Annotated in this window: 25 protein-coding genes and 1 pseudogene; 14 read left to right on the top strand and 12 right to left on the bottom strand. The window is 62.6% G+C overall.

What is annotated here, in order from left to right:
- Positions 1-148 precede the first annotated feature (148 nt).
- The 7 genes from galM to modE form a co-directional block, all read right to left on the bottom strand.
- Positions 149-1,192, bottom strand: a complete 1,044-nt coding sequence (gene galM, locus SERRSCBI_RS06080) for a galactose-1-epimerase (RefSeq protein ID WP_042783871.1) — start codon at positions 1,190-1,192, stop codon at positions 149-151.
- Positions 1,186-2,337, bottom strand: a complete 1,152-nt coding sequence (galK, locus tag SERRSCBI_RS06085) for a galactokinase (protein WP_042783872.1) — start codon at positions 2,335-2,337, stop codon at positions 1,186-1,188. Before galK ends, galM begins: the two co-directional genes overlap by 7 nt.
- On the bottom strand, positions 2,334-3,386 hold the full coding sequence (gene galT, locus SERRSCBI_RS06090) for a galactose-1-phosphate uridylyltransferase (RefSeq protein ID WP_042783874.1): 1,053 nt from the start codon (positions 3,384-3,386) through the stop codon (positions 2,334-2,336). Before galT ends, galK begins: the two co-directional genes overlap by 4 nt.
- Positions 3,387-3,670: 284 nt before the next feature.
- Positions 3,671-4,489 (bottom strand): CPBP family intramembrane glutamic endopeptidase, encoded by an 819-nt coding sequence (locus SERRSCBI_RS06095; protein WP_033652347.1) that lies wholly within the window; start codon positions 4,487-4,489, stop codon positions 3,671-3,673.
- Between the two features lie 167 nt (positions 4,490-4,656).
- A complete protein-coding gene (locus SERRSCBI_RS06100) occupies positions 4,657-5,229 on the bottom strand; it encodes a cysteine hydrolase family protein (RefSeq protein WP_033642216.1) in 573 nt (190 codons plus the stop codon).
- 95 nt (positions 5,230-5,324) lie between these two features.
- On the bottom strand, positions 5,325-6,812 hold the full coding sequence (gene modF, locus SERRSCBI_RS06105) for a molybdate ABC transporter ATP-binding protein ModF (RefSeq protein ID WP_042785657.1): 1,488 nt from the start codon (positions 6,810-6,812) through the stop codon (positions 5,325-5,327).
- 90 nt (positions 6,813-6,902) lie between these two features.
- The gene (gene modE / locus SERRSCBI_RS06110) at positions 6,903-7,694 is read right to left on the bottom strand and encodes a molybdenum-dependent transcriptional regulator (RefSeq protein WP_033652348.1); all 792 of its coding nucleotides are present in this window, start codon (positions 7,692-7,694) and stop codon (positions 6,903-6,905) included.
- A 192-nt stretch (positions 7,695-7,886) separates the two neighbouring features.
- Between modE and SERRSCBI_RS23980 the strand changes: the two genes are divergently transcribed.
- The 4 genes from SERRSCBI_RS23980 (at position 7,887) to modC (ending at position 10,722) form a co-directional block, all read left to right on the top strand.
- Positions 7,887-8,036: an AcrZ family multidrug efflux pump-associated protein gene (locus tag SERRSCBI_RS23980; protein WP_004939813.1), complete on the top strand. Its 150-nt coding sequence runs from the start codon at positions 7,887-7,889 to the stop codon at positions 8,034-8,036.
- A gap of 158 nt (positions 8,037-8,194) precedes the next feature.
- Complete coding sequence (modA, locus tag SERRSCBI_RS06120) at positions 8,195-8,968, top strand: molybdate ABC transporter substrate-binding protein (RefSeq protein ID WP_042783875.1); 774 nt, start codon at positions 8,195-8,197, stop codon at positions 8,966-8,968.
- Complete coding sequence (gene modB / locus SERRSCBI_RS06125; protein WP_033642225.1) at positions 8,965-9,654, top strand: molybdate ABC transporter permease subunit; 690 nt, start codon at positions 8,965-8,967, stop codon at positions 9,652-9,654. Before modA ends, modB begins: the two co-directional genes overlap by 4 nt.
- On the top strand, positions 9,655-10,722 hold the full coding sequence (gene modC, locus SERRSCBI_RS06130) for a molybdenum ABC transporter ATP-binding protein ModC (protein WP_042783876.1): 1,068 nt from the start codon (positions 9,655-9,657) through the stop codon (positions 10,720-10,722). It begins immediately after the preceding gene.
- 31 nt (positions 10,723-10,753) lie between these two features.
- Here the strand turns inward: modC and SERRSCBI_RS06135 are convergent, their stop codons facing one another.
- Entirely contained in the window at positions 10,754-11,572 is an 819-nt protein-coding gene (locus SERRSCBI_RS06135) for a pyridoxal phosphatase (RefSeq protein WP_042785658.1), read from the bottom strand.
- 178 nt (positions 11,573-11,750) lie between these two features.
- Between SERRSCBI_RS06135 and pgl the strand changes: the two genes are divergently transcribed.
- Entirely contained in the window at positions 11,751-12,746 is a 996-nt protein-coding gene (pgl, locus tag SERRSCBI_RS06140; RefSeq protein ID WP_033652352.1) for a 6-phosphogluconolactonase, read from the top strand.
- A 64-nt stretch (positions 12,747-12,810) separates the two neighbouring features.
- On the opposite strand, the gene SERRSCBI_RS06145 is transcribed toward pgl, so the two are convergent.
- Both SERRSCBI_RS06145 and dmeF read right to left on the bottom strand, forming a co-directional pair.
- Positions 12,811-13,293, bottom strand: coding sequence for a kinase inhibitor (locus SERRSCBI_RS06145; protein ID WP_042783877.1), 483 nt, complete (start codon positions 13,291-13,293; stop codon positions 12,811-12,813).
- Positions 13,294-13,325: 32 nt separating this feature from the next.
- Positions 13,326-14,294 carry a CDF family Co(II)/Ni(II) efflux transporter DmeF gene (gene dmeF / locus SERRSCBI_RS06150; RefSeq protein WP_071883538.1) on the bottom strand — a complete coding sequence of 323 codons (969 nt, stop codon included), beginning with the start codon at positions 14,292-14,294 and terminating at the stop codon, positions 13,326-13,328.
- A 78-nt stretch (positions 14,295-14,372) separates the two neighbouring features.
- Between dmeF and SERRSCBI_RS06155 the strand changes: the two genes are divergently transcribed.
- Positions 14,373-14,648, top strand: coding sequence for a metal/formaldehyde-sensitive transcriptional repressor (locus SERRSCBI_RS06155; RefSeq protein WP_025301915.1), 276 nt, complete (start codon positions 14,373-14,375; stop codon positions 14,646-14,648).
- A gap of 2 nt (positions 14,649-14,650) precedes the next feature.
- Positions 14,651-15,052, top strand: coding sequence for a YkvA family protein (locus SERRSCBI_RS06160; protein WP_025301916.1), 402 nt, complete (start codon positions 14,651-14,653; stop codon positions 15,050-15,052).
- A gap of 4 nt (positions 15,053-15,056) precedes the next feature.
- Here the strand turns inward: SERRSCBI_RS06160 and bioA are convergent, their stop codons facing one another.
- Positions 15,057-16,331, bottom strand: coding sequence for an adenosylmethionine--8-amino-7-oxononanoate transaminase (bioA, locus tag SERRSCBI_RS06165; RefSeq protein WP_042783879.1), 1,275 nt, complete (start codon positions 16,329-16,331; stop codon positions 15,057-15,059).
- 88 nt (positions 16,332-16,419) lie between these two features.
- On the opposite strand from bioA, the gene bioB reads away from it, so the two are divergent.
- From bioB to bioD, 4 genes are read left to right on the top strand one after another with little or no spacing between them, the layout of a single operon-like run.
- Entirely contained in the window at positions 16,420-17,457 is a 1,038-nt protein-coding gene (gene bioB / locus SERRSCBI_RS06170) for a biotin synthase BioB (protein ID WP_033652413.1), read from the top strand.
- Positions 17,457-18,608, top strand: coding sequence for an 8-amino-7-oxononanoate synthase (bioF, locus tag SERRSCBI_RS06175; RefSeq protein ID WP_042783880.1), 1,152 nt, complete (start codon positions 17,457-17,459; stop codon positions 18,606-18,608). Before bioB ends, bioF begins: the two co-directional genes overlap by 1 nt.
- Positions 18,592-19,359 (top strand): malonyl-ACP O-methyltransferase BioC, encoded by a 768-nt coding sequence (gene bioC, locus SERRSCBI_RS06180; RefSeq protein ID WP_042783881.1) that lies wholly within the window; start codon positions 18,592-18,594, stop codon positions 19,357-19,359. The genes bioF and bioC overlap by 17 nt, the downstream gene beginning before the upstream one ends.
- Complete coding sequence (gene bioD / locus SERRSCBI_RS06185) at positions 19,352-20,026, top strand: dethiobiotin synthase (protein WP_042783882.1); 675 nt, start codon at positions 19,352-19,354, stop codon at positions 20,024-20,026. The genes bioC and bioD overlap by 8 nt, the downstream gene beginning before the upstream one ends.
- 24 nt (positions 20,027-20,050) lie before the next feature.
- On the opposite strand, the pseudogene SERRSCBI_RS06190 reads toward bioD, so the two are convergent.
- Positions 20,051-20,774, bottom strand: a pseudogene (locus SERRSCBI_RS06190) (ATP-binding cassette domain-containing protein).
- A gap of 453 nt (positions 20,775-21,227) precedes the next feature.
- Here SERRSCBI_RS06190 and SERRSCBI_RS25235 point away from each other — a divergent pair.
- From SERRSCBI_RS25235 to SERRSCBI_RS06200, 3 genes are all read left to right on the top strand, one after another.
- Positions 21,228-21,356, top strand: coding sequence for a hypothetical protein (locus SERRSCBI_RS25235; protein ID WP_255326645.1), 129 nt, complete (start codon positions 21,228-21,230; stop codon positions 21,354-21,356).
- Between the two features lie 531 nt (positions 21,357-21,887).
- Complete coding sequence (gene uvrB, locus SERRSCBI_RS06195) at positions 21,888-23,900, top strand: excinuclease ABC subunit UvrB (RefSeq protein WP_033642236.1); 2,013 nt, start codon at positions 21,888-21,890, stop codon at positions 23,898-23,900.
- Positions 23,901-24,000: 100 nt separating this feature from the next.
- Positions 24,001-24,267 (top strand): VF530 family DNA-binding protein, encoded by a 267-nt coding sequence (locus tag SERRSCBI_RS06200; protein WP_004939783.1) that lies wholly within the window; start codon positions 24,001-24,003, stop codon positions 24,265-24,267.
- The last annotated feature ends 6 nt before the right edge of the window (positions 24,268-24,273 follow it).

The following is a 24,273-nucleotide window of genomic DNA, read 5'->3' on the forward strand; positions in this document are numbered from 1 at the left end:
GTTGCACAAGGCGTTGTGCTTATCACGGTAGCCTGAGTGTAGTGCGCGCTTTGGAATAAGGGAAGGTGGGCGCCGGCGGGGGGATAGGGCTAAAAGGTAAGCATTTATAACAAATCGCCCCCGGCCGCACGGCGAGGGGCATGGCGGGTTAGATAGGATAAAACTGATAATGCGTGGCGCTGCGGTAGCGGCTCCCCGGCTGCAGCCAGCAATCCGGCTGCGGCCACTCGGGATGGTGCGGGCTGTCCGGCAAAAACTCGCTTTCCAGCGCCACGCCGGCATGGTTGGCATAGCTGCCGCCGTCGCGCGCCGGCGTGCCGGCCAGAAAATTGCCGCTGTAGAGTTGCAGCGCAGGTGCGTCGGTGAACACGCTCATTTGCACCTGGCCGTCGGCGGACCATAAATGGGCCGCCGGGCTTTCCAGCGCGCCGCAGATGCGGTGCAACAGAAAGGCGTGATCGTAGCCGTTGACCCGCTGTTGGTCGCGATCGCGCAGGAAATCCTGCAGCAGCGTTTTCGGTTGACGAAAATCCATGCCGCTGCCGTCCACCGGCGTCAGCTCGGCGCAGGGAATGCCCTCGGCGTCGACGGGCAGATAGCGATCGGCGAACAGCTGCAGCCGTTGGGCGCGGGCGTCGGTGCCGGGGCCGTCCAGATTGAAATAGGCGTGGTTGGTCAGGTTGACCGGGCAGGGGCGATCGGCCTGCGCCAGATAGCTGATTTCCAGACGATTATCGGGGGTCAGGCGGTAGCAAACCTGCACGTCGAGATTGCCGGGGAAGCCCTGATCGCCATCCGCTGAATGCAGCGCATAGCAGACCTGGTGCGCATCCTGCTGTACCCGGCGCCAGCGGCGGGCATGAAAACCGTCGGGGCCGCCGTGCAACTGGTGCGCGCCCTGATTGGCGAGCAGCGCATGGGATTTACCGTCGATGGGCAGGCTGGCATTGGCGATGCGGTTGGCGTAACGGCCAACGGTGGCGCCCAGATAGGCGCCCTGACGTTGATAGTCCGCGGCGCTGCGGCAGCCGAGCAGCAGCTCGCGTTTTTCGCCGGATGTGAGCGGTAATACCGCGGACAACCAGGTGGCGCCCCAGTCCATCAGGGTGACGGTCATGCCGCCGGCGTTTTGCAGCCGCGTCAGCTGGTAAGGCTGCCCATCGGGCGCCGCTTCCGTGCTCACCGTCAGCATGTGCCGGCCCCCTGCGAAGCGTGGCAGACGTAAAACGTTTCCCGCAATCCGCCGGTTTGCAGCGGATACTCGTGCGCCACGGCGGCGCGCACCGTTTCCACGAGGTCCTGTGGCATCAGCGCGACGATGCAGCCGCCAAAGCCGCCTCCGGTCATGCGCACGCCGCCGCGCGGGCCGAGGGTCGCTTTGACAATCTCGACCAACCGATCGATTGGCGGCACGGTGATTTCAAAGTCGTCACGCATCGAGGCGTGAGACTCCGCCATCAGCCGGCCCATGCGTTGCAGATCGCCGGCCGCCAGCGCATCGGCCGCCGCCAACGTGCGGGCATTCTCGCTGATGACATGGCGCGCGCGTTTGGCCACCAACGGATCCAACTCATGTTGACGCGCTGCAAACTGTTCGGGGCTGACGTCGCGCAGCGCCTTGACGCCGAAGAAACGCGCCGCTTCTTCGCACTGTTTGCGGCGGGTGTTGTATTCGCTGTCCACCAGCCCGCGTTGCACATTGGAGTTGATGATCACCACCGCCACGCTGTCCGGCATCGGCACCGCGCGGGTCTCCAGCGAGCGGCAGTCGATCAGCAGAGCGCTGTCGCGCCGGCCGAGCGCGGAGATCAGCTGGTCCATGATGCCGCAGTTGCAACCGACGAATTGGTTCTCCGCCTCCTGGCCGTTCAGCGCCAGCGCCACGCCGTCCAGCGGCAGCTGATAGAGCGCCTGCAGCGCCTGGCCCACCGCCACTTCCAGCGCGGCGGAGGAGCTGAGCCCCGCGCCCTGCGGCACATTGCCGGCGATCACCAGATCCGCGCCGCCGAAATCGGCGTTACGGCGCTGAAGGTGCTTCACCACGCCGCGGACATAGTCGGACCAGCGCTGGTCGGGATGGCTGACGATCGGATCGTCGAGCGAGAATTGATCCTGCTGATTCTGATAATCGGCGGCCAGCACGCGGATCTGGCGGTCGTCGCGCTTGGCGCAGGCGATAACGGTTTGGTAATCAATGGCGCAGGGCAGCACGAAGCCGTCATTGTAATCGGTATGCTCGCCGATCAGGTTCACCCGCCCCGGCGCCTGGATGGTCAACGCCGGCGCATAGCCGAAGTGTTCGGTAAACAGGGAATGGGTAAGCGGTTTCAGGCTCATGCTTGGGCTCCGGCTTCACGGTAATGAATATCGCTGACGGCGCGCAGACGCTCTGCGGCCTGTTCGGCGGTCAGGTCACGCTGGGTTTCCGCCAGCATCTCGTAACCGACCATAAATTTGCGCACGCTGGCTGAACGCAGCAGCGGTGGATAGAAATGGGCGTGCAGCTGCCAGTGCCGGTTGTCGGCGCCGTTGAACGGCGCGCCGTGCCATCCCATCGAATAGGGGAACGAGCACTGGAACAGGTTGTCGTAGCGGCTGGTCAGCTTCTTCAGCGCCAGCGCCAGATCGCGGCTTTGCGCCGCGCTGAGATCGGTGATGCGCTGCACCGCCGTTTTCGGCAGCAGCAGCGTTTCAAACGGCCAGGCGGCCCAGTAGGGCACCACCGCCAGCCAGTGTTCGGTGTTCACCACGATGCGTTCGCCTGCGGCCAGCTCGCGCTGCGCATAGTCCAGCAGCAGCGGGGAGGCATGTTCCCGGAAATAGTCGTGTTGCAGGCGATCTTCGCGTTCGGCCTCGTTCGGCAGAAAACTGTTGGCCCAGACCTGCCCGTGCGGGTGCGGGTTGGAGCAGCCCATCGCCGCGCCTTTGTTTTCGAACAGTTGCACCCAGGGGTAGTGCTTGCCCAGCTCCTCGGTTTGCGCCTGCCAGGCGGCGACCACCTGCTCCAGCGCCGGCAGCGTCAGTTCGGGCAGGGTCTTGCTGTGATCGGGAGAGAAACAGATAACCCGGCTGACGCCGCGCGCGCTCTGGCTGCGCATCAGCGGATCGTGGCTGTCGGGCGCCGGCGGCGTATCGCTCATCAGCGCGGCGAAATCGTTGGTAAAGACATAGGTGCCGCGATATTCCGGATTGCGATCGCCGGTGACGCGCGCATTGCCCGGGCACAGGAAACAGTCGGGATCGTGCGTCGGCAGCGTTGCCGTGGGGACGCTCTCCTGTTGGCCCTGCCAGGGGCGCTTGGCGCGGTGCGGTGAGACCAGCACCCACTGGCCGCTCAGCGGGTTAAAGCGGCGGTGCGGATGGTCGATAGGGTTAAATTCCGTCATACGGTTCCTTTCTTGGCGTCGACGAGGGTGTAATCGCTTCCAATTACCGTCTTGATACGCCCATTGCTGAACAGGGAGTGGTCAATGCGCAAAAAGATAGCATGGCTACAGCGATAAAAAGGTGATCCAACGCGAAAAATGGAATCGTTTACACTTCGGTGCAAAGCGCCGGACAGGCGGCGTAAAGCAGCATGCAAAGCGGTTGATGGCGGGGCGGTGAGGCGCTTGTGATAGCGTTTTCATCCAGCCACCGGCAGAGAAGCGCTCTCTGCCGGCGTCAGACGTTAGGGATGCTGATACAGCGGGTAGGTGAAGAACAGCAGATGGGTCAGGTTCAGTCCGAAATGGAACAGAATCGGTACCCACAGACGGCCGCTCCACATCCACGCCAGGCCGTAGATCACCCCGGCGAGGGTCGCGAAGATCACCATCAGCGTACCGCCCGCCAGATGCGCGGCGCCGAACACCAGGGAGGCGACGATCAGCGCCGGCCAGGCCCCCAGCCACTGGCTGAGGCGCTGCTGCAGGTAGCCGCGAAACAGCGCTTCTTCGGCCATGCAGACGAAGAACAGGTTCGCCATGACGAAGGGCAGGATCCAGGCGGGCGCATGCAGCTCGATTTTTAAGCCGCCCAGCGCTACCGCCAGCAGCAACAGCGCCGGCACGGCCAGCAGCAGCGCAATCCAGCCCGCCTTGCCGCCGTTGCCGCCGCGTTCGGCGGAAAACAATGTGGGTAAGCAGGCGAACAGCAGGAACGGCACCATCGCCTTGTCGAAGTTGTAATACATGGTGAACGGCGCGCTGAGCGGGCCGGCTTTTTCGCCGTCGATCATCAGCTGGTTGTGGATGCCCGGCACCAGATGCAAGAACAGCGCCACGCAGCCGGCGATCACCAACCCTTCGAGCGCGATCGCCAGATTACGCTGCGCGCGAAAATAATGACGTAGACCCGCCAGCGCCACGATGGCCAACAGGCAACCCAGGCTGAGTGGCGTCAGCACCCCATGATAAAGCCCCATGCCCGCCGAGGCGGCCAGGATCACCCAGGCTATCAGCCGGTTAAACGGCAAGAAAAATAACGAAGCAGCCAGTACGCCCCACATAATATGTCCCTTTAAAATATGTACACGGCGCTCAGCGCCTTTGCGGCGTGCGATGATGGCGAAATTGAGCGCTAAAGCGGATAGTAGCACACCAGAATGACGCTAAAGGTCGGGGCAGTGATGCATTCGTGCATTATGCCGGCCGACACAACCGGCGGCGATGCGGGTTAGCCTCTCATCCAGGCCTGCGAACGGGTGATTTCGGCCAGATTTTGCAGGGTATCCAGACTCTGCTGGTGGATCTCCTGCGTAGGGGCTGCGCACAGATCGTGCAATACGGTCACCTGAAAGCCGGCGTCGTGCGCCTGACGCGCGGTGCTTTCGATGGCGAGCGGCGTGCTGATGCCCGCCAGCAGCAAATGGTGGCACCGATGTTGCCGCAGCCAGGCTAACAAATTGTTACCGGAGAAGGCGCTAACCGCCGTTTTTTCAAACTGCAGATCGGTCTCTTCCCGGTGCAGTTCGGGCACCCAGCGGCATCCCGGGCCATTTAGCCGCAGCGCGCCGATCTGCTTGAGATGGTTGAACAGCGGCGAGTGAGGCGGGATGTCATGATAATCGTCGGCGAATCCCACCCGCACCCAAATTACCGGGATTTTTCGCACCCGCGCATAGGCCGCGGCGGCATTGACGTTGGCGAGCAGGTGGGTCGCCGCCACCTGTTCACGGCAGTGGTTGGCGCGGCCTTTGGGCCCGATAAGATCCTCGATCAGGTCGATGATAATCAACGCAGCGGACATGGCGTCTCCAGAAAATGGCTTTCTTTCTTTCTATGATAAAAGGCCAAATGTGATGTGCTGCGGTGAAGTGTTGCCGGATATGTTTACGCCGCGTTTCAGACGGAGGCCGCCTCCAGCCGCTGGTGTTGATAGCCGTAGCCGCCCTCGCCGTCGGGCACGAAGCTGAGGCGGTGGGTGATGCACTGCGGCGCATCTTCGGCATGGTGCGAAACGAACAGCAGCTGCGTGGCGCCCTGGCCGATCAGCACGTCGATGAAGCGGCGCACCAGCTGGCGATTGAGCGGATCCAACCCTTGCAGCGGCTCGTCGAGGATCAGCAGCGCCGGGTGCTTCACCAGCGCGCGGGCGATCAGCGCCAACCGCTGTTGGCCCCAGGAAAGGCTGTGGAACGGGGCGTCACCGCGTGCGCCGTCGAGCCCGAGCAGCGCCAGCCATTGCTCGGTCAGCTGCCGCTGGCGATCCGAGACCGCCTGATAAATGCCGATCGAATCGAAGAACCCCGACAGCACCACGTTGCGCACGCTGGTGTTGACGCGATAATCCAGATGCAGGCTGCTGCTGACGTAGCCGATATGGCGTTTGATTTCCCAGATGGTTTCCCCGCTGCCGCGGCGGCGGCCGAACAGCGTCAGATCGTTGCTGTAGCCCTGCGGGTGATCGCCGGTGATCAAACTGAGCAGGGTGGATTTGCCGGCGCCGTTCGGGCCGACGATCTGCCAGTGTTCACCGGGGTTCACCTGCCAGTCGAGATGATTGAGGATCGGCCGATCGTTATAACTGACCACGCCGTCACGCAGGACGATCAGCGGACGATCCGCCGGCAGGGCCTCTTTTTGCGTCGGATCCTCCGTTTCCGGCAGCGCCAGCCCGCTGAGATTTTCGCTGTGCGCCAGCTGCGCCACCAGCGCGTCCGCCATCACCTGGCTGCGCGGCCCGCGGTTGGTCAGGGTGCAGTCCGCCAGCACGCCCACCTGCCGGACAAAATCCGGTATTTCGTCGAAACGGTTGAGCACCAGCACCACGGTCTGTCCCTGGGCGGAAAGCTCGCTCAGCAGCGCGGCGAGCTGCGCGCGCGAGTGCACGTCCAGCCCGTCGAAAGGTTCATCGAGGATCAGCAGGTCGGGTTGTGGCATCAGCGCGCGGCACAGCAGGGTTTTACGCGTTTCGCCGGTAGACAGGTATTTGAAGCGGCGCGTCAGCAGGGCGGTAATGCCGAATTGCGCGGCCAGTCGCTCACAGCGCGCGACGTCTTTCACCTCTTCCTGAATGATCTCCGCCGCGGTACGGCCGGTGTCGTCTTCGTCCGCGCTGAGCAGATCGGTATTGTTGCGTTGCCACTCGTCGCTGACCATCTTTTGCAACTGTTCGAAGGAGATGCGCACCGCATGCTGAAAGTCGTTGCGGCGTTCGCCGCGCAGCAGAACCAGTTCGTCGGCCAGCGCGCGCGCCAGGGCGGATTTGCCGCTGCCGTTGGCGCCGACGAAGGCCCAGCTTTCACCGGCCTGGATCGCCAGCGCTTCCAGCGTCAGGGTGCGGGTATCGCTCAAGCGGAATGAACCTTGCGAAATGTGCAACGACGACATCACCTGTTCCTTTTTTTGCAATTATTTGCCTTAGAAATAGGCGCATTGCCGGGTGATGTCAATCAACAAAAACGCAACATCACGTTGCGCTTAACACAACGTGGCGACAATCACCCGATCGGCGTTGAACAGGGCGTGTACGGCGTCGCCGACGCTCAGCTGCAGGCGCTGCAGCTCCGCCGTCGTCAGGGTGGCGCACAGGGTTTCGCCGCCCGCCAGCGTCACCAGCACCTCGCTGTGTTCGGCGCCCGGCTGAATGCCGGCCACCACGCCCGCCAGCGCATTATCCGCGTCGGCGTTATCGGCCGCATCGACGCTCAGACGCACCCAGGGCGCCTTGATCAGCGCCAGCACCTCTTTGCCGGGCGTCAGCTGCAGCCGATCGGCGCTTTGCTGGGTAATGGCCGCCGTCAGGCGAGTGCTGCCGTCGTTCAGCAGGATCGCCAGATGCTGCTGTACCTGCTGGTGGTCGCGTTCGATCACGGTGCCGAAAAACTGATTGCGTGCGCTGGTTTGCAGCGAGAAGCGCGAGATGGCCGCCAGCAGGCTGTCGAGCGGCAGATCGTCCTGCTGCAGCACGTCGAAGGCTTTTTGCTGCACCTGGCCCAGCAGATCGTACAGCTGGATCAGCCGTTGGCCGTAGTGCGTCAGATGCGCGCCCCCGCCGCCTTTGCCGCCGGTGGCGCGTTCCACCACCGTTTGTTCCGCCAGTTGGTTCATCTCATTGATGGCGTCCCAGGCGCTTTTGTAGCTGATGCCCGCCAGTTTGGCGCCCTGGCTGATGGAGCCGGTGTGCTGCACCTGTTTCAGCAGCGCGATGCGGCGCGGATCGGCGAACAGCTTTTGCTGGAGTTTGAGAGTCAGAAGAATTTCGGCCTGCATAGCGCATCCTGTCGGCGGCAAAAATCGTATTGTCGCCGATTTGGCGGCAAAGCGCCAAAGGGCACGTTTGGCCGATCACAATTTCGCCTCGCTGGCTAAAATAACTCCGGTTTTAGCGATTTTTTGGGTTAGAATAACCCGATATGCGGTGAAAGGCATTTGCCGCTCAATGGGCAGTTAAGCGAGGCTATCATGTTGGAATTATTGAAAAGTCTGTTATTCGCCGTGGTGATGGTGCCGGTGGTCATGGCGCTCATTCTCGGCTTGATCTACGGTTTTGGCGAAGTGTTCAACGTCTTCTCCAAAGTGGGCCGTTCGAAAGAAAACCGCACCCAGCACTGACCGTTCCCCATCCCGATACCCGTCGGCATCGCCCGGCGGGCATTCCTCAAGTTATCTCACGCTTTGCCGATAAACCGCATGACAAGCTTTCGCGCAACGTTATATTATTTTTTATATAACGAAGAGTGATAATGCACGTTAACTTGCGGAGAAAAACAATGAAACAGCAATGGACCAAATGGGTTGGCGGGATCGTGTTGGCATCAAGCCTGGTGGCTCAGGCCTCGGCAGCGGAAAAGATCACCGTGTTCGCCGCCGCGTCGCTGACCAACGCGCTGCAGGACATCGCCACCCAGTATCAAAAAGGCAAGGACGTGCAGGTGGTTTCCTCCTTCGCGTCGTCCTCGACGCTGGCGCGCCAAATTGAGCAGGGCGCCCCGGCCGATCTGTTTATCTCCGCCGATCAACAGTGGATGGATTACGCCATCGACAAGCAGCAGATGGTGAAAGACACCCGCTATACGCTGCTGGGCAACGAACTGGTGCTGATCGCCGCCAAGAACGATAAACAAGACAAGATCGCCATCGACAAGCAGACCGATTGGGCCAAACTGCTGAACGGCGGCCGCCTGGCGGTGGGCGATCCGGATCACGTGCCGGCCGGCATCTACGCCAAAGAGGCGCTGGAGCATCTGGGCGCCTGGCGCGCGCTGGAGCCTAAACTGGCGCGCGCCAACAATGTACGCAGCGCGATGGCGTTGGTGGAGCGCGGTGAAGCGCCGCTCGGCATCGTCTACGGTTCCGACGCGGTCGCCAGCGACAAGGTGAAAGTGGTGGGCGTGTTCCCGGAAGACAGCCACAAACCGGTTGAATATCCGATGGCGATTGTGAAAGATCGTCAAAATCCGACGGTCAGCGCTTTCTATACCTATTTGAAGAGCCCGGAAGCGGCCGCTATTTTCGAACATTATGGATTCACCCCGCGTAAATGATTCTGAGCGAGTACGAGTGGCAGGCGGTTGAGCTGAGCCTGAAAGTCTCCGGTTTGGCGGTAGTCTGCAGCCTGCCGTTCGGCATTCTGATGGCCTGGGTGCTGGTGCGCTGCCGTTTTCCCGGCAAGGCACTGCTCGATGGCGTCATACACCTGCCGCTGGTGCTCCCGCCGGTGGTGGTCGGTTATTTGCTGCTGATCGCCATGGGGCGGCGCGGCGTTATCGGCGAGCGGCTGTACGATTGGTTCGGCTTCAGCTTCAGCTTTAGTTGGCGCGGCGCCGCGCTGGCGTCGGCGGTGGTGGCGTTTCCGCTGATGGTGCGCGCCATTCGGCTGGCGCTGGAGGCGGTGGATACCCGGCTGGAACAGGCGGCGCGCACGCTGGGCGCCAATCCGTGGCGGGTATTTTTCACCATCACGCTGCCGCTGTCGCTGCCCGGCGTCATTGTCGGCGTGGTGCTGGCCTTCGCCCGTTCGCTGGGGGAGTTTGGCGCCACCATCACCTTCGTCTCCAACATTCCCGGGGAAACCCGCACCATTCCGCTGGCGATGTATACGCTGATTGAAACGCCGGGGGCAGAGGCCGCCGCCGCGCGTCTGTGCGTGATCGCCATCGTGCTGTCGCTGGCTTCGCTGATGGTGTCCGAATGGCTGGCCCGCTGGGGCCGCAAACGGATGGGGGTGTAAATGCTGGAGCTGGATTTCTCGCAGCAGCTGGGCGACCTCAATCTCAACGTCCGCGCCGATTTGCCGGCGCAGGGCATCACCGCGATTTTCGGCCTGTCCGGCGCAGGCAAAACTTCATTGATCAACGCCATCGGCGGCCTGACCCGCCTGCAGCAGGGGCGCATCGCGCTTAATGGTCGCACGCTGGTGGATACCGCCGCGGGCCTCTGCCTGCCGCCGGAAAAGCGCCGTATCGGCTATGTGTTTCAGGATGCGCGCCTGTTCCCGCACTATCGGGTGCGCGGCAACCTGCAGTACGGCATGGCGGCCGGCATGCGTACGCAGTTCAACACCATCGTCGAGCTGCTGGGCATCGGGCCGCTGCTTAATCGGTTGCCCCTGACGCTCTCCGGCGGTGAAAAACAGCGGGTGGCGATCGGCCGCGCGCTGCTGACGGCGCCGGAACTGCTGCTGATGGACGAACCGCTGGCCTCGCTCGATCTGCCGCGCAAACGCGAGCTGCTGCCGTATCTGGAGCGGTTGGCGCAGGACGTGAACATCCCCATCCTCTATGTCAGCCACAGCCTGGACGAGATCCTGCGCCTGGCCGAGCAGGTGTTGGTGCTGGATCGCGGCGAGGTGCGCGCGTTCGGCGGGCTGGAAGCCGTCTGGGCCAGCAGCGCGCTGCGGCCGTGGCTGCAACGTGAAGATCAGAGCAGCGTGCTGCGCGTCAGCGTGATTGAGCATCATCAACGTTATGCCATGACCGCGCTGGCGCTCGGCGATCAGCGGCTGTGGGTCAGCGGCATCGACGCCGAGTTGGGCACTCAGCTGCGCATTCGCATCAATGCCGCCGACGTCTCGCTGGTGCTGCAGCCGCCGGTCAACAGCAGCATTCGCAACGTCTTGCCGGCCAAGGTCAGCGAGTGTCTGGACGTGGACGGGCAGGTGGAGGTGAAGCTGGCGGTCGGGGAACACGTGCTGTGGGCGCGCATCACGCCCTGGGCGCGAGACGAACTGGCGATCCGCCCCGGGCAGTGGCTGTACGCGCAGGTGAAAAGCGTGTCGATCAGCCGCGAGAGCCGTTAAGGCGGGCCCTCCCGGCGGGAGGGCGAAAAGACTACAGCACGCGGGTGCGGATCACCTCGGCGATGCCCGGCTGCAGGTTATCGGCGATCACCAGATCGGCGCGTTCCTTGATCGCGTCATCGGCGTTGCCCATCGCCACGCCCAAACCGACCGCTTCCAGCATGCTGATGTCGTTGTAGTTGTCGCCGAACGCCACCACCTGATCCATGCTCAGCCCCTGCGACTCCACCCATTGGCGCAGGCGTTTGCCTTTGCTGTTGCCGCCTTTGGCGATATCCACCTGATCGTGCCAGGACCATTCGCACGCCAACCCCAGCTCTTTTTCCACCGTGTCGGCAAACTTGCGCAGCGCCGGAATATCGGCGTGCGAGGTGGCGAATTTCCAGATCGCCTGCGCGTCGTCGGCCGCCTGCGCCAGGCTGCCGACCTGCAGCAGCGTCGGGCGCTGCGCCGCAGGCAGGGTTTCGGCCCAGGCCAGCGAGCGAGTCACGTGGCCGCTCGGTTCCTGATACAGCATGGCGTCGTCAACGTACATCAGCCCGTGAATGTCGGTCTGTTTGAGCATCCGCAGCACCTGTTTGGCCTGCTCCTTCGCCAAGGGATCGGCGGCCAGCACCTTTTTCTGCTGAAAATCATACAGGTAAGTGCCGTTGCAACAGATGGCCGGGGTGTCAATCTGCAGCGCCTGGTAGAACGGATGGATGGCGACGTGATGGCGGCCGGTGACCACCACCACCTGGACGCCGGCGGCGCGCGCCTGCGCCAGCGCTTCCAGCGACTGCGGTAAGATGCGTTTTTGATTGTCCAGCAGGGTGCCGTCAAGATCGAGGGCGATGACGCGGTAGCTCATAGGGTTCTCGTTATCGTTAGCCATAAAATTAATCCGATGGTACACCGGATAGCCAATGGAGAAAACCGCGTGAGCTTCCGGTGCTAAGCAGGGTTGCCATGCGACGGATGTGCGGTAAGCTAGGGACAATCGAACGGCCTGAAACCGGTTCCTCTTTTACCCTTTGCAAGGAGAACACATGAAGCAAATCGTTTATGTCGCCAGCCCGGAGAGCCAGCAGATCCACGTCTGGCAGTTGGACGACGCCGGCGCGCTGACGCTGCTGCAAACCGTTGACGTGCCGGGCCAGGTGCAGCCGATGACCCTTCATCCGGACAAGACTCACCTGTACGTCGGCGTGCGTCCGGCGTTCGGCATCGTCAGCTACCGCATCGAGGCGGACGGCACGCTGCAGCAGGCCGGTATGGCGCCGCTGCCGGGCAGCCCGACCCATATCTCCACCGATTTGCAGGGGCGTTACCTGTTCTCCGCTTCCTACAGCGGCAACTGCGCCAGCATCAGCCCGATCGGCCACGACGGCGTGGTCACGGCGCCGATCCAACAGATCGACGGCCTGAGCGCGCCGCACTCCGCCAACATCGATCCGACCAACCAGCTGGTGCTGGTGCCGTGTCTGAAAGAAGACCGCATCCGTCTATTCAACCTGAGCCTGGCGGGCCAGCTGACGCCGCACGCGCAGGACGCGGTGGATATCGCCGCCGGCGCCGGTCCGCGCCATATGGCGTTCCACCACAACGACAAGTTCGCTTATTGCGTCAACGAGCTGAACGGCACGGTGGACGTGCTGGCCATTTCGGAAAACGGCGGCAAATACACCGTGACGCAAACGCTGGATATCATGCCGGACGATTTCGACGGCACCCGCTGGGCGGCGGACATTCATATCACGCCGAACGGCCGCTTCCTGTACACCAGCGATCGCACCGCCAGCATTCTGACCCTCTTCAGCGTCTCCGAAGACGGCGGCACGTTGAGCGTGGTCGGCTATTATCCGACCGAAGCGCAACCGCGCGGTTTCAATATCGATCACAGCGGCCGCTTCGTGATTTCGTCCGGCCAGAAGTCCGATCACATCGCGGTGCATGAAATTGATCAGGCCAGCGGTCAGCTGACTATGTTGGCGCGTTATCCGGTGGGCAAAGGCCCGATGTGGGTAAGCGTGCTGGCGAAGTAATTCGGCGGGCAGAGCAGAAAAGCGCGGTTCGGTTGAGCCGCGCTTTTTTATGGGCGGAGATCAATCAGTTGAACATCACCGTCAGCGTGGCGCTGCCGAGGCTGTGGAAATGCACGTTAAAGCCCACCAACGCGCCGCTGGAGCCTTCATCCACCTCAATGCTCTCCACGTCCAGCGCATGCACGGTGAACTGATAGCGGTGGCGTTCGCCATTCGGCGGCGCGGCGCCGCCGTAACCGGCCGAGCCGAAGTCGGTACGGGTTTGCAGCGCGGCGCTCGGCAACGGCGCTTTGCCGGAGCCTGCGCCCTGCGGCAGCTCGCGCACGTCGGCCGGAATATTGGCCACCACCCAGTGCCACCAGCCGGAGCCGGTCGGGGCATCGGGATCGTACAGGGTGACGACGAAGCTTTTGGTGCCGGCGGGCACGCCGTCCCAGGCCAGGTGCGGCGACAGGTTATCGCCGCGGTAGCCCATGCCGTTGAAGACCTGAGTCTGCGGCATTGTGCCGCCGTCCTGCAGATCGTTGCTGTACAAACGAAAAGCCATAATGACTCCCAGTTGTCGATAAACGCGGACCCTTAAGCTAGATCTTTTCGGTGGAACAATACAACCCCTTGCGCCAGCGGCGGACGGTTGATCTCGACGGTGACATGCACCAGTTCGGGACGCGCGGCCAACAGTTGGCGCACCCGATCGGCGGTGAGGGCGCGATCGGCGCTGCTCAGGGCGAGGACACAATGATATTTTCCTTTGCCGATGCGGCCTACATGCAAATCGGTCAGCGTGAGCGCGTGGCCGGAAGCGGCCAGGGCCTGGCGGATCTCTTGCGCCACCGGGGCGTCCATTTCGGCATCCAGCAAAATCTTTCCGCTATCGCGCATCAGGCTATAGGCCCAGGCGGCCACCATCACCGCGCCGACGATGCCCATCAGCGGATCGAGCCAGGCGGCGCCCCAAAGCTTGCCGCCGAACAGCGCGACGAGCGCCAGCACCGAGGTGGCGGCGTCGGCGAGCACGTGAACATAGGCGGAACGCAGGTTGAGGTCATGATGAGTGTCGTCGTGGTCATCCCCGTGATGATGATGGTGGCCGCCGCCGCGCAACAGCCAGGCGCAGAGCAGGTTGACGGCCAGCCCGATCGCGCCGATGGCGATGGCTTCGTTGTAATGAATCGGGCTGGGATTCAGCAGCCGCTGCCCAGACTGAAACAGCATCAGCGCCGCCAACAGCACCAACAACACCGCGCTGGTGTAACCGGCCAGCACTTCGATCTTCCAGGTGCCGAGGCTAAAGCGGCGATCCTTGGCCAGCCGGCGTGCGGCGCCGTAAGCCAGCACCGACAGGCCCAGGGCCAGCGCGTGCGAACTCATGTGCCAGCCGTCGGCCAGCAATGCCATCGAGTTAAACAGCCAGCCGCCGGCGATCTCGATAGCCATCATACTGGCGGTGAGTATCACCGCCCATCTGGTGTTTCTTTCGGCCAATGGGTTACCATCGTCAAAAACGTGGCTGTGCTCGCGGTGCAAAACGGGCGCGTAAGACGTCATGGTGAAGTTCCTCAGCAAAAGATAGTGTGCTGAAATATACTATACCCCAGTATAGTAAATAACAATCAGGCGGAAATGATGAGCCATACCCACAGAGATCAAAAGAAGCTGTTGGCGCGGGTGCGCCGCATTAAAGGGCAGGCCGAAGCGCTGGAACGCGCGCTGGAGAGCGGCGGCGAATGTTCAGCTGTTCTGCAGCAGATCGCGGCGGTGCGCGGCGCGGTCAACGGTCTGATGGCGCAGGTGCTGGAAGGGCATGTGCGCGAACATCTGGCTGCCGCGGACGCTACGCCGCAGCAGCGCGAGCAGGACATCGAGCAATTGATGACCGTTTTACGTTCTTATATGAAGTAATCATGATTTCACTGAAAAAACGCACGCCGTGGTTCGGCTGGCTGCGCCGTTGGGCCAAAGGCATCAAGCGCGATATCTACGCGCTGTGGCTGGCCGCCCGTGATAAGCGCACCCCGTGGTACGCCAAGCTGATCGCGCTGCTGGTGGCCGGTTATGCGATCTCGCCGATCGATCTGATCCCGGATTTTATTCCGGTGCTGGGCTATCTGGACGATGTGATCATCGTGCCGTTGGGCATCATGTTGGCGGTGCGGCTGATCCCCAAACCGCTGATGGCCGAGCTGCGCGAGAAGGCGCAAAAGCGCGTCGATAATCCCACCGGCCGCATGGCGGCGGCGATGATCATTTTACTGTGGCTGCTGTGTTTGGGATTGCTGGCCCGCTATCTGGACCAGCATTGGTAAGGCATTAACGCGCGGCGGCGGCGACGGCGGCGGTCAGGCGGCTGAGCTGGTCCGCTTCGATGATGTAAGGCGGCATCAGGTAAATCAGCTTGCCGAACGGCCGGATCCATACCCCGCGCTCGACGAACCCGCGCTGCAGCTCGGCGACATCCACCGGTTCGCGCATCTCCACCACCCCAATCGCGCCCAGCACCCGCACGTCGGCCACCTTCGGCAGCGCCGCCAACGGCAACAGTTCCCGCTTCAACTGGGTTTCGATGGCGCTCACCTGCGCCTGCCAGCGATTTTCCGCCAGCAGCGCCAGACTGGCGTCCGCCACCGCGCAGGCCAGCGGATTGCCCATAAAGGTCGGCCCGTGCATAAAGCAGCCGGCCGCGCCGTTGCTGATGGTCTCCGCCACATGGCGGGTAGTCAAGGTGGCAGAAAGGGTCATATAGCCGCCGGTCAGCGCCTTGCCCAGACAGAGAATGTCCGGTACCACCTGCGCGTGCTCGCAGGCGAACAGCTTGCCGGTGCGGCCGAAGCCGGTGGCGATCTCGTCGGCGATCAGCAGCACCTGATGGCGATCGCACAGCTCGCGCACCCGCTTGAGGTAGGTCGGATGGTAGATGCGCATGCCGCCGGCGCCTTGCACCACCGGTTCCAGGATCACCGCCGCCACTTCACCGGCGTGCTGCTCCAGCAGCGCGGCGAACGGCGCGATATCCTCTTCGCGCCATTCCTCGTCGAAGCGGCACTGCGGCGCGGTGGCGAACAGGTGTGGCGCCAGATACCCCTGATAAAGGCTGTGCATCGAGTTGTCCGGATCGCAGACCGACATCGCGCCGAAGGTATCGCCGTGATAGCCGTGGCGCAGCGTCAGGATGCGCTGCCGGCGCTCGCCGCGCGCCTGCCAGTACTGCAGCGCCATTTTCAGCGACACTTCTACCGCCACCGAACCAGAGTCCGCCAGGAACACGCACTGCAGTGCTTCCGGCGTCATTTCCACCAGCCGACGGCACAACGAGATGGCGGCCGGATGGGTAATGCCGCCGAACATCACGTGCGACATCTTCTCCAACTGCTGGCTGGCGGCCTGATTCAGGCGCGGATGGTTGTAACCGTGGATCGCCGCCCACCAGGAGGACATGCCGTCCACCAGACTCCGGCCGTCCGCCAGCTGCAGTTCGACGCCGCTGGCCGATTCGATCGGGTAACAGGGTAACGGGCGGCTCATGGAGGTGTAGGGGTGCCAGATATGGCGTTGGTCAAACGCCAGGTCGGAAGCGGTGACAGACATTGTTGTAAACCAAATTGGATTAAGATTGGTTGACAGTATATCCACAATATTTAAACTGGCGACACTTTTTCGTTTTGGAGACGCCATGATGGCCGACCGCATTCACTGGACAGTAGGGCAAGCCCAGGCCCTGTTTGATAAACCGCTGCTGGAACTGCTGTTCGAAGCGCAAACCGTACACCGCCAGCACTTCGACCCGCGTCAGGTGCAGGTCAGCACGCTGCTGTCGATCAAGACCGGCGCTTGCCCGGAAGACTGCAAATACTGCCCGCAGAGCTCACGCTACAAGACCGGCCTGGAGTCGGAGCGGCTGATGCAGGTCGAGCAGGTGCTGGAATCGGCACGCAAGGCCAAGGCGAACGGTTCGACCCGTTTTTGCATGGGCGCGGCGTGGAAGAACCCGCACGAGCGCGATATGCCTTATCTGCAGCAAATGGTGCAGGGCGTGAAAGCGATGGGCATGGAAACCTGCATGACGCTGGGCACATTGGATGGCACCCAGGCCGAGCGGCTGGCGGAGGCCGGGCTGGATTACTACAACCATAACCTCGACACCTCGCCAGAGTTCTACGGCAACATCATCACCACCCGCAGCTACCAGGAGCGCCTGGATACGCTCGACAAGGTGCGCGACGCCGGCATCAAAGTGTGCTCCGGCGGCATCGTCGGGCTGGGTGAAACGGTGCGCGATCGCGCCGGGCTGCTGGTGCAGCTGGCCAACCTGCCAAAACCACCGGAGAGCGTGCCGATCAACATGTTGGTGAAGGTGAAAGGCACGCCGCTGGCGGATAACGATGACGTCGATCCGTTTGATTTCATCCGCACCATCGCGGTGGCGCGCATCATGATGCCATCTTCTTATGTCCGTCTCTCCGCAGGCCGCGAACAGATGAACGAACAGACGCAGGCGATGTGCTTCATGGCCGGCGCCAACTCGATCTTCTACGGTTGCAAGCTGCTGACCACGCCGAATCCGGAAGAAGACAAAGACCTGCAGCTGTTCCGCAAGCTGGGGCTCAACCCGCAGCAGACCGCAACCGAACACGGCGACAACCAGCAACAGCAGGTGCTGGCCAAGCAACTGCTGAACGCCGATACCGCCGAGTTTTACAACGCGGCGCCGTGATGAGCTGGCAGCAACGCATCGAGCAGGCGCTGGCTGAGCGGCGCCTGAACGCCGCCTACCGCCGGCGACAGACCACCGAGGGCGGCAACGGCCGCCAGATCCGGCTCGGCGATCGTCTCTATCTGAACTTCTCGGGCAACGACTACCTGGGCTTGAGCCAGGATGCGCGGGTGATCGCCGCCTGGCAGCAGGGCGCGCAGCGTTACGGCGTCGGCAGCGGCGGTTCGGGCCACGTGACCGGTTTTAGCGCAGCGCATCAGGCGCTGGAAGAGCAACTGGCGGCTTGGCTCGGCTATCCGCGCGCGCTGCTGTTCATCTCCGGCTACGCCGCCAACCAGGCGGTGCTGGCGGCGTTGATGCAAAAGGGCGATCGCATTTTGGCCGATCGTCTCAGCCATGCCTCGCTGCTGGAGGCGGCGGCGCAGTCGCCGGCCGAGCTGCGCCGGTTCCAGCACAATCAACCGCAGGCCTTGGCGGATCTGCTGGCCAAACCCTGCGACGGGCAGCGGCTGGCGGTCACCGAAGGGGTGTTCAGCATGGATGGCGACGGCGCGCCGTTGGCGGAGCTGCATCGCTTAACCCGTGCGGCGGGCGCCTGGCTGATGGTGGATGACGCCCACGGCATCGGCGTGCGCGGTGAGCAAGGCCGCGGCAGTTGCTGGCAGCAGGGTGTGCGCCCTGAACTGCTGGTGGCGACCTTCGGCAAGGCGTTCGGCATCAGCGGCGCGGCGGTGCTGTGCGATGAGGCGACCGCCGAGTATCTGCTGCAGTTCGCCCGCCATCTGATCTACAGCACCGCGATGCCGCCGGCGCAGGCCTGCGCGCTGCAGGCGGCGCTGGTCTGCATTCGAGAGGGCGATGACCTGCGCGCCCGGCTGCAGGACAACATTCGGCGTTTCCGTCAGGGCGCGGCGCCGCTGGCGCTGACCCTGACGGATTCCGACACCGCCATCCAGCCGCTGCTGGTGGGGGATAATCAGCGCGCGCTCGATCTGGCGACCCGCCTGCGCGAGTGCGGCCTGTGGGTGAGCGCCATCCGTCCGCCGACGGTGCCCCCGGGCGGCGCGCGGCTGCGCATTACCCTGACGGCGGCGCATCAGCCGCAGGATATCGATCGCCTGCTGGAGGTGCTGAATGACGTCAGCCAATGACACAGTGAACAAACAGGCGGTCGCCTCGGCCTTCAGCCGCGCGGCCGGCAGCTACGATGCCGCCGCCGAGCTGCAGCGTGACGTTGGCGAGCGCTTACTGGGGATGGGGAGTTCCCACCCGGGCGAACAGCTGCTGGACGCCGGCTGCGGCACCGGCTATTTCAGCCGTATGTGGCGTGAGTGCGGCAAACGGGTGACCGCGCTCGATTTGGCGCCGGGCATGCTGGACGTCGCCCGCCAACGGCAGGCGGCGCATCATTATCTGCTGGGTGATATCGAACAGGTGCCGCTGCCCGATGCGGCGATGGACATCTGTTTCAGCAGCCTGGTGGTGCAGTGGTGCAGCGATCTGCCTGCCGCGCTGGCGGAGCTGTATCGTGTGACCCGTCCCGGCGGCGTGATCCTGTTTTCCACGCTGGCGGCGGGCTCGCTGCAGGAATTGGGGGACGCCTGGCAACAGGTGGACGGCGAACGTCACGTGAACGCCTTTTTGCCGTTGACGCAGATCCGCACCGCCTGCGCCGCCTATCGACACGAGCTGGTGACGGAGTTGCGCATCCTGAACTACCCGGACGTGATGACGCTGATGCGTTCGCTCAAGGGCATCGGGGCGACGCATTTGCATCAGGGGCGCGAGGGCGGCCTGATGTCGCGTGGCCGCCTCGCCGCGCTGCAGGCGGCTTACCCGTGCCGGCAGGGGCAGTTCCCGCTCAGCTATCATCTGGCTTATGGAGTGATTTATCGTGAGTAAACATTGGTTCGTGACCGGCACCGACACCGAAGTGGGGAAAACCGTCGCCAGCAGCGCCTTGCTGCAGGCCGCCAACCGGGCGGGCTACCGCAGCGCCGGCTATAAGCCGGTGGCCTCCGGCAGCGAGATGACCGCCGAGGGGCTGCGCAACGGCGACGCGCTGGCGCTGCAGGCCAACAGCGGTGTGGCGCTGGATTACGACGAAGTGAACCCTTACGTATTTGCCGAGCCGACCTCGCCGCATATCGTCAGCGCCGATGAAGGCCGGCCGATCGACGTGGCGCGGCTGTCCGACGGCCTGCGCCGGCTGGAGCAGCGCGCCGACTGGGTGCTGGTCGAGGGGGCCGGCGGGTGGTTTACCCCGTTGTCGGCGGAGTACACCTTCGCCGACTGGGTGCGGCAAGAGCAACTGCCGGTGATCCTGGTGGTGGGCATCAAGCTGGGCTGCATCAACCACGCGGTGCTGACGGCCCAGGCGGTGCAACAGGCCGGGCTGACGCTGGCCGGTTGGATCGCCAACGACGTGGTGCCGCCGGGGCGGCGGCATCAGGAATACCTGGCTACGCTGCGCCGTATGCTGCCCGCGCCGCTGCTGGGCGAAATCCCGCACCTGCCGCAGGCCGAACGGGCGCCGCTGGGGCAGTATCTGGATATCAGTCTGCTATAAATTTCCATGAGGGGGTTCTCTCCCTCATTCTCCTTCCGATCCCGCCAGCCCGGCGCCGATCAGCGCCTCATCCAGCTGCGCCAGCGCGCCGTGCGCCACGGTGCGCCCGCTATCGAGCAGACAAAAACGATCCGCCACCCGGCGCACGAACGGCAGCTGATGCTCTACCAGCAAAATGGTCATGCCCAACTCATAGTTGAGCCTACGGATCACGTTGCCGATGTCGGCGGCGATCGAGGGCGGTACGCCCGTCGTCGGTTCGTCGAGGATCAGCAGCGCCGGCTCCTGCGCCAGCGCACGACCAATCGCCAACTGGCGTTGAGCGCCTTCGCACAGATCGCCGGCGCGGCGGGTGCGCATCTGTCGCAAATTGGGAAACAGGCTGTAGATCAGCGGCGGAATGCGGTAAGGGGCGCCGCGCACGGCCATCTGCGCCACTTGCAGATTCTCTTCCACGCTCAGCTGCGAGAAGAGTTGCCGCCCTTGCGGGACGTGGCTGATGCCGAGTGCGGCGCGGCGCTCCATCGGTTGCAGCAGCAGGTTTTTGCGGCGGCTGATCCGCCGGCTGCCAGGTCATGCTGCCGCTCACCACCGGCAAATGCCCCATGATGCAGTTGACCAGCGTGGTCTTGCCCACGCCGTTGCGCCCGAGCAGCACGGTGCACTGGCCGCGCGGCAGCTCCAGGTTGATGTCCCACAGGGTATGATTTTGCCCGTAAAATTGATTGACCGATCTCAGACTCAGCATGTGGCATTCTCCTCATAGACATAGGCGCCCGTTCCACTCGTTGGTGGGGTGCTGCAAAGGCCGCATTGGCGGTTGATTTCCCGAGTGTGGCAATGTCCGGAACAAAATGCCGTCCCTCCGATTCACCTGAGCAATGTCTGCGATGGACGGAAAGACAGTCAATATGTCGTGAAAAACGACGTTTATGACGACTTGGTGTCGTTCTCGCGCTTTTACGAGGCATAGCCAGGCGGCGGTTGCACGCCGCATTCGGCAGCGCATTATGCTGTCGCGCCTCGTTCGCACGCGGGAAGATAAAGCAACTCCCAGGCCAGTTTTGCCACTGGCCGAAAAGGGGGAGTGTTATCGCTTTGTTAACCGCCTGTCAGGCCCGACGCGCTCTGCCGCGGCGGCCTGAAAATACGCCGGGAAGTTAACCCGGACGTTTTTTGCACTCTTGTGGTGCTCTCCAGCGTGGGCGTGGTGCAAGGCGTTGCGCCGCCGTCAAGCGCGATCGGCGTGAAAGGGGGCAATGCGATTTTGGCAATGGGGATTTTTAGTATTAATCGGCATAAACAAAGCGATATTTTTATGAAAAAATAACTAAAAAAGCCATTTTGGCGAGTGTAAAGGGCGAAAAGCTTTCTTTCTGTAACTCCCGCCACGGGCGGGGCGGTGAGAGTTATCCACTATTCCTGTGGATAACCTTGTGCATTAGATTTAGAAAAACGCTGTAAAGCGAGAGCCGACGCGGGTTCTGTTCGCTTTGTCCGCAATCTCGTCTTTTTATTAAAACTATTAATTATCAATAAATTAACTAAAATCAAGACGCCAGGGCATTGATCGGGTTTCTATGTGTGATTTTTCGCCGCGGTGCTATCAATAAGTTAATTTTCGGCAAGTTCTGGGGATAAATCTGTTATTGACAATAAAAATGTCACCCCACTGTAACCTCACGGTGCAACGGCGTTGCCGCGCTGCCGCGCGCAGCGACGAATCCGCTTGAAGCTGGTTTTATATCCAGTATCATGGGCACTGGCGCAAATCGCCGACACTTTCCATAATTAGGGGCCACGTCCGGCGCAGAGCCGGCTGGCCGCCTGAGCGCGCGCATCTCCACAGGGTAGCCGAGCAATGAGTAAACTTTTCAAACTGCATTCTGATTTCAAACCGGCCGGCGATCAGCCGGAAGCCATCCGCAAACTGGAAGAGGGGTTGGAAGACGGCCTGGCGCACCAGACGCTGCTGGGGGTAACCGGCTCGGGCAAAACGTTCACCATCGCCAACGTGATAGCCGATCTGAATCGGCCGACCATGGTGCTGGCGCCGAACAAGACGTTGGCGGCGCAGCTGTACGGCGAGATGAAAGAGTTTTTCCCGGAGAATGCGGTGGAGTACTTCGTCTCTTACTACGACTACTACCAGCCGGAAGCCTACGTGCCCAGCTCCGACACCTTCATTGAAAAAGACGCTTCGGTGAATGAGCACATCGAGCAGATGCGCCTTTCCGCCACCAAGGCGCTGCTGGAGCGGCGCGACGTGGTGGTGGTGGCGTCGGTGTCGGCGATCTACGGCCTGGGCGATCCGGATCTTTACCTGAAGATGATGCTGCATCTGACCAAGGGCATGATCATCGATCAGCGCTCCATTTTGCGCCGGCTGGCGGAGCTGCAGTATTCCCGCAACGATCAGGCTTTCCAGCGCGCCACCTTCCGCGTGCGCGGTGAGGTGATCGACATCTTCCCGGCGGAATCGGACGAGCTGGCGCTGCGCGTCGAGCTGTTCGACGACGAAGTGGAGCGGCTGTCGCTGTTCGATCCGCTGACCGGGCAGATTGAGCAGGTGGTGCCGCGTTTTACCATCTACCCGAAGTCGCACTACGTGACGCCGCGCGAGCGGATCATTCAGGCGATGGAAGAGATCAAGGTCGATCTGGCGGACCGCCGCAAGGTGCTGTTGGCCAACAACAAGCTGCTGGAAGAGCAGCGCCTGACGCAGCGCACCCAGTTCGATCTGGAGATGATGAACGAGCTGGGTTACTGCTCGGGCATCGAAAACTACTCGCGCTACCTTTCCGGGCGCGCCGAGGGCGAGCCGCCGCCGACGCTGTTCGATTACCTGCCGGCGGACGGCCTGCTGGTGGTCGACGAATCCCACGTCACCATTCCGCAAATCGGCGCGATGTTCAAGGGCGACCGCGCGCGCAAGGAAACGCTGGTGGAGTACGGTTTCCGCCTGCCGTCGGCGCTGGACAACCGCCCGCTGCGCTTCGAGGAGTTCGAGGCGCTGGCGCCGCAGACCATCTATGTCTCCGCCACGCCGGGCAAATATGAGCTGGAGAAATCCGGCGGCGATCTGATCGACCAGGTGGTGCGCCCGACCGGGCTGCTGGATCCGATCGTGGAAGTGCGGCCGGTCGCCACTCAGGTGGACGATCTGCTCTCCGAGATCCGCAAACGCGCGGCGATCAACGAGCGCGTGCTGGTGACCACCCTGACCAAACGCATGGCGGAAGACCTGACCGAATACCTGGAAGAGCATGGCGAGCGCGTGCGCTACCTGCACTCGGATATCGACACCGTGGAACGCGTCGAAATCATTCGTGACCTGCGTCTGGGCGAGTTTGACGTGCTGGTGGGCATCAACCTGCTGCGTGAGGGGCTCGACATGCCTGAGGTGTCGCTGGTGGCGATTCTGGACGCCGACAAGGAAGGCTTCCTGCGTTCCGAACGTTCGCTGATCCAGACCATCGGCCGCGCGGCGCGTAACCTGAACGGCAAGGCGATCCTGTATGGCGATCGCATCACCGATTCGATGGCCAAAGCGATCGGTGAAACCGAGCGGCGGCGCGCCAAGCAGCAGGCTTACAACGAAGCCAACGGCATCGTGCCGCAGGGGCTGAACAAGAAGATCGGCGACATTCTGCAGATTGGCCAGCCGGTCAACCGCGCCAAGGGTAAAGGCAGGGGCAAGGCGGCGGACAGCGGCGCTCAGCTGCAGAACCTCACGCCGAAAGCGCTGGATCAGAAAATCCGCGATCTGGAAGCGCAGATGTATACCCATGCGCAAAATCTGGAGTTCGAGCAGGCGGCTGCGCTGCGCGACGAGATCCACCAGCTGCGCGAGCAGTTCATCGCGATTTCCTGACCGTTGGACGGCGCCCGCGCTGTGGGCGTCAAAATTCCTTGTCGGCCGCGTCAAAGCTGTTATGGTGTGCGGCCCGATTTGACCACGAAGAGTACCGAACATGAGCCAACACCAGTCTAAAGACCCGCTGCACGGCGTGACGCTGGAGCAACTGCTGAATAAACTGGTGGATCACTACGGTTGGTCCGAGCTGGGCGCGCGCATTCGCATCAACTGCTTCCGCAGCGATCCGAGCATCAAGTCCAGTCTGAAATTTTTGCGTCGCACGCCCTGGGCGCGTAAAGAGGTGGAAGATCTGTATATCGATATGGTCAGCCATCCCGCCCCAGCCAGCGATAATCCCTGGCTGCGCGGGCGAGACGGTTAAATTCGG

The sequence above is a fragment of the Serratia sp. SCBI genome, from assembly GCF_000747565.1.
Lineage (GTDB): Bacteria > Pseudomonadota > Gammaproteobacteria > Enterobacterales > Enterobacteriaceae > Serratia > Serratia ureilytica.

What these genes read in the sequence shown, in the direction of transcription:
- galM (WP_042783871.1), bottom strand. Translation starts at nt 1,192, where the DNA reads ATGCTGACGGTGAGCACGGAAGCGGCGCCCGATGGGCAGCCTTACCAG.
- galK (WP_042783872.1), bottom strand. Translation starts at nt 2,337, where the DNA reads ATGAGCCTGAAACCGCTTACCCATTCCCTGTTTACCGAACACTTCGGC.
- galT (WP_042783874.1), bottom strand. Translation starts at nt 3,386, where the DNA reads ATGACGGAATTTAACCCTATCGACCATCCGCACCGCCGCTTTAACCCG.
- SERRSCBI_RS06095 (WP_033652347.1), bottom strand. Translation starts at nt 4,489, where the DNA reads ATGTGGGGCGTACTGGCTGCTTCGTTATTTTTCTTGCCGTTTAACCGG.
- SERRSCBI_RS06100 (WP_033642216.1), bottom strand. Translation starts at nt 5,229, where the DNA reads ATGTCCGCTGCGTTGATTATCATCGACCTGATCGAGGATCTTATCGGG.
- modF (WP_042785657.1), bottom strand. Translation starts at nt 6,812, where the DNA reads ATGTCGTCGTTGCACATTTCGCAAGGTTCATTCCGCTTGAGCGATACC.
- modE (WP_033652348.1), bottom strand. Translation starts at nt 7,694, where the DNA reads ATGCAGGCCGAAATTCTTCTGACTCTCAAACTCCAGCAAAAGCTGTTC.
- SERRSCBI_RS23980 (WP_004939813.1), top strand. Translation starts at nt 7,887, where the DNA reads ATGTTGGAATTATTGAAAAGTCTGTTATTCGCCGTGGTGATGGTGCCG.
- modA (WP_042783875.1), top strand. Translation starts at nt 8,195, where the DNA reads ATGAAACAGCAATGGACCAAATGGGTTGGCGGGATCGTGTTGGCATCA.
- modB (WP_033642225.1), top strand. Translation starts at nt 8,965, where the DNA reads ATGATTCTGAGCGAGTACGAGTGGCAGGCGGTTGAGCTGAGCCTGAAA.
- modC (WP_042783876.1), top strand. Translation starts at nt 9,655, where the DNA reads ATGCTGGAGCTGGATTTCTCGCAGCAGCTGGGCGACCTCAATCTCAAC.
- SERRSCBI_RS06135 (WP_042785658.1), bottom strand. Translation starts at nt 11,572, where the DNA reads ATGAGCTACCGCGTCATCGCCCTCGATCTTGACGGCACCCTGCTGGAC.
- pgl (WP_033652352.1), top strand. Translation starts at nt 11,751, where the DNA reads ATGAAGCAAATCGTTTATGTCGCCAGCCCGGAGAGCCAGCAGATCCAC.
- SERRSCBI_RS06145 (WP_042783877.1), bottom strand. Translation starts at nt 13,293, where the DNA reads ATGGCTTTTCGTTTGTACAGCAACGATCTGCAGGACGGCGGCACAATG.
- dmeF (WP_071883538.1), bottom strand. Translation starts at nt 14,294, where the DNA reads ATGACGTCTTACGCGCCCGTTTTGCACCGCGAGCACAGCCACGTTTTT.
- SERRSCBI_RS06155 (WP_025301915.1), top strand. Translation starts at nt 14,373, where the DNA reads ATGAGCCATACCCACAGAGATCAAAAGAAGCTGTTGGCGCGGGTGCGC.
- SERRSCBI_RS06160 (WP_025301916.1), top strand. Translation starts at nt 14,651, where the DNA reads ATGATTTCACTGAAAAAACGCACGCCGTGGTTCGGCTGGCTGCGCCGT.
- bioA (WP_042783879.1), bottom strand. Translation starts at nt 16,331, where the DNA reads ATGTCTGTCACCGCTTCCGACCTGGCGTTTGACCAACGCCATATCTGG.
- bioB (WP_033652413.1), top strand. Translation starts at nt 16,420, where the DNA reads ATGGCCGACCGCATTCACTGGACAGTAGGGCAAGCCCAGGCCCTGTTT.
- bioF (WP_042783880.1), top strand. Translation starts at nt 17,457, where the DNA reads ATGAGCTGGCAGCAACGCATCGAGCAGGCGCTGGCTGAGCGGCGCCTG.
- bioC (WP_042783881.1), top strand. Translation starts at nt 18,592, where the DNA reads ATGACGTCAGCCAATGACACAGTGAACAAACAGGCGGTCGCCTCGGCC.
- uvrB (WP_033642236.1), top strand. Translation starts at nt 21,888, where the DNA reads ATGAGTAAACTTTTCAAACTGCATTCTGATTTCAAACCGGCCGGCGAT.
- SERRSCBI_RS06200 (WP_004939783.1), top strand. Translation starts at nt 24,001, where the DNA reads ATGAGCCAACACCAGTCTAAAGACCCGCTGCACGGCGTGACGCTGGAG.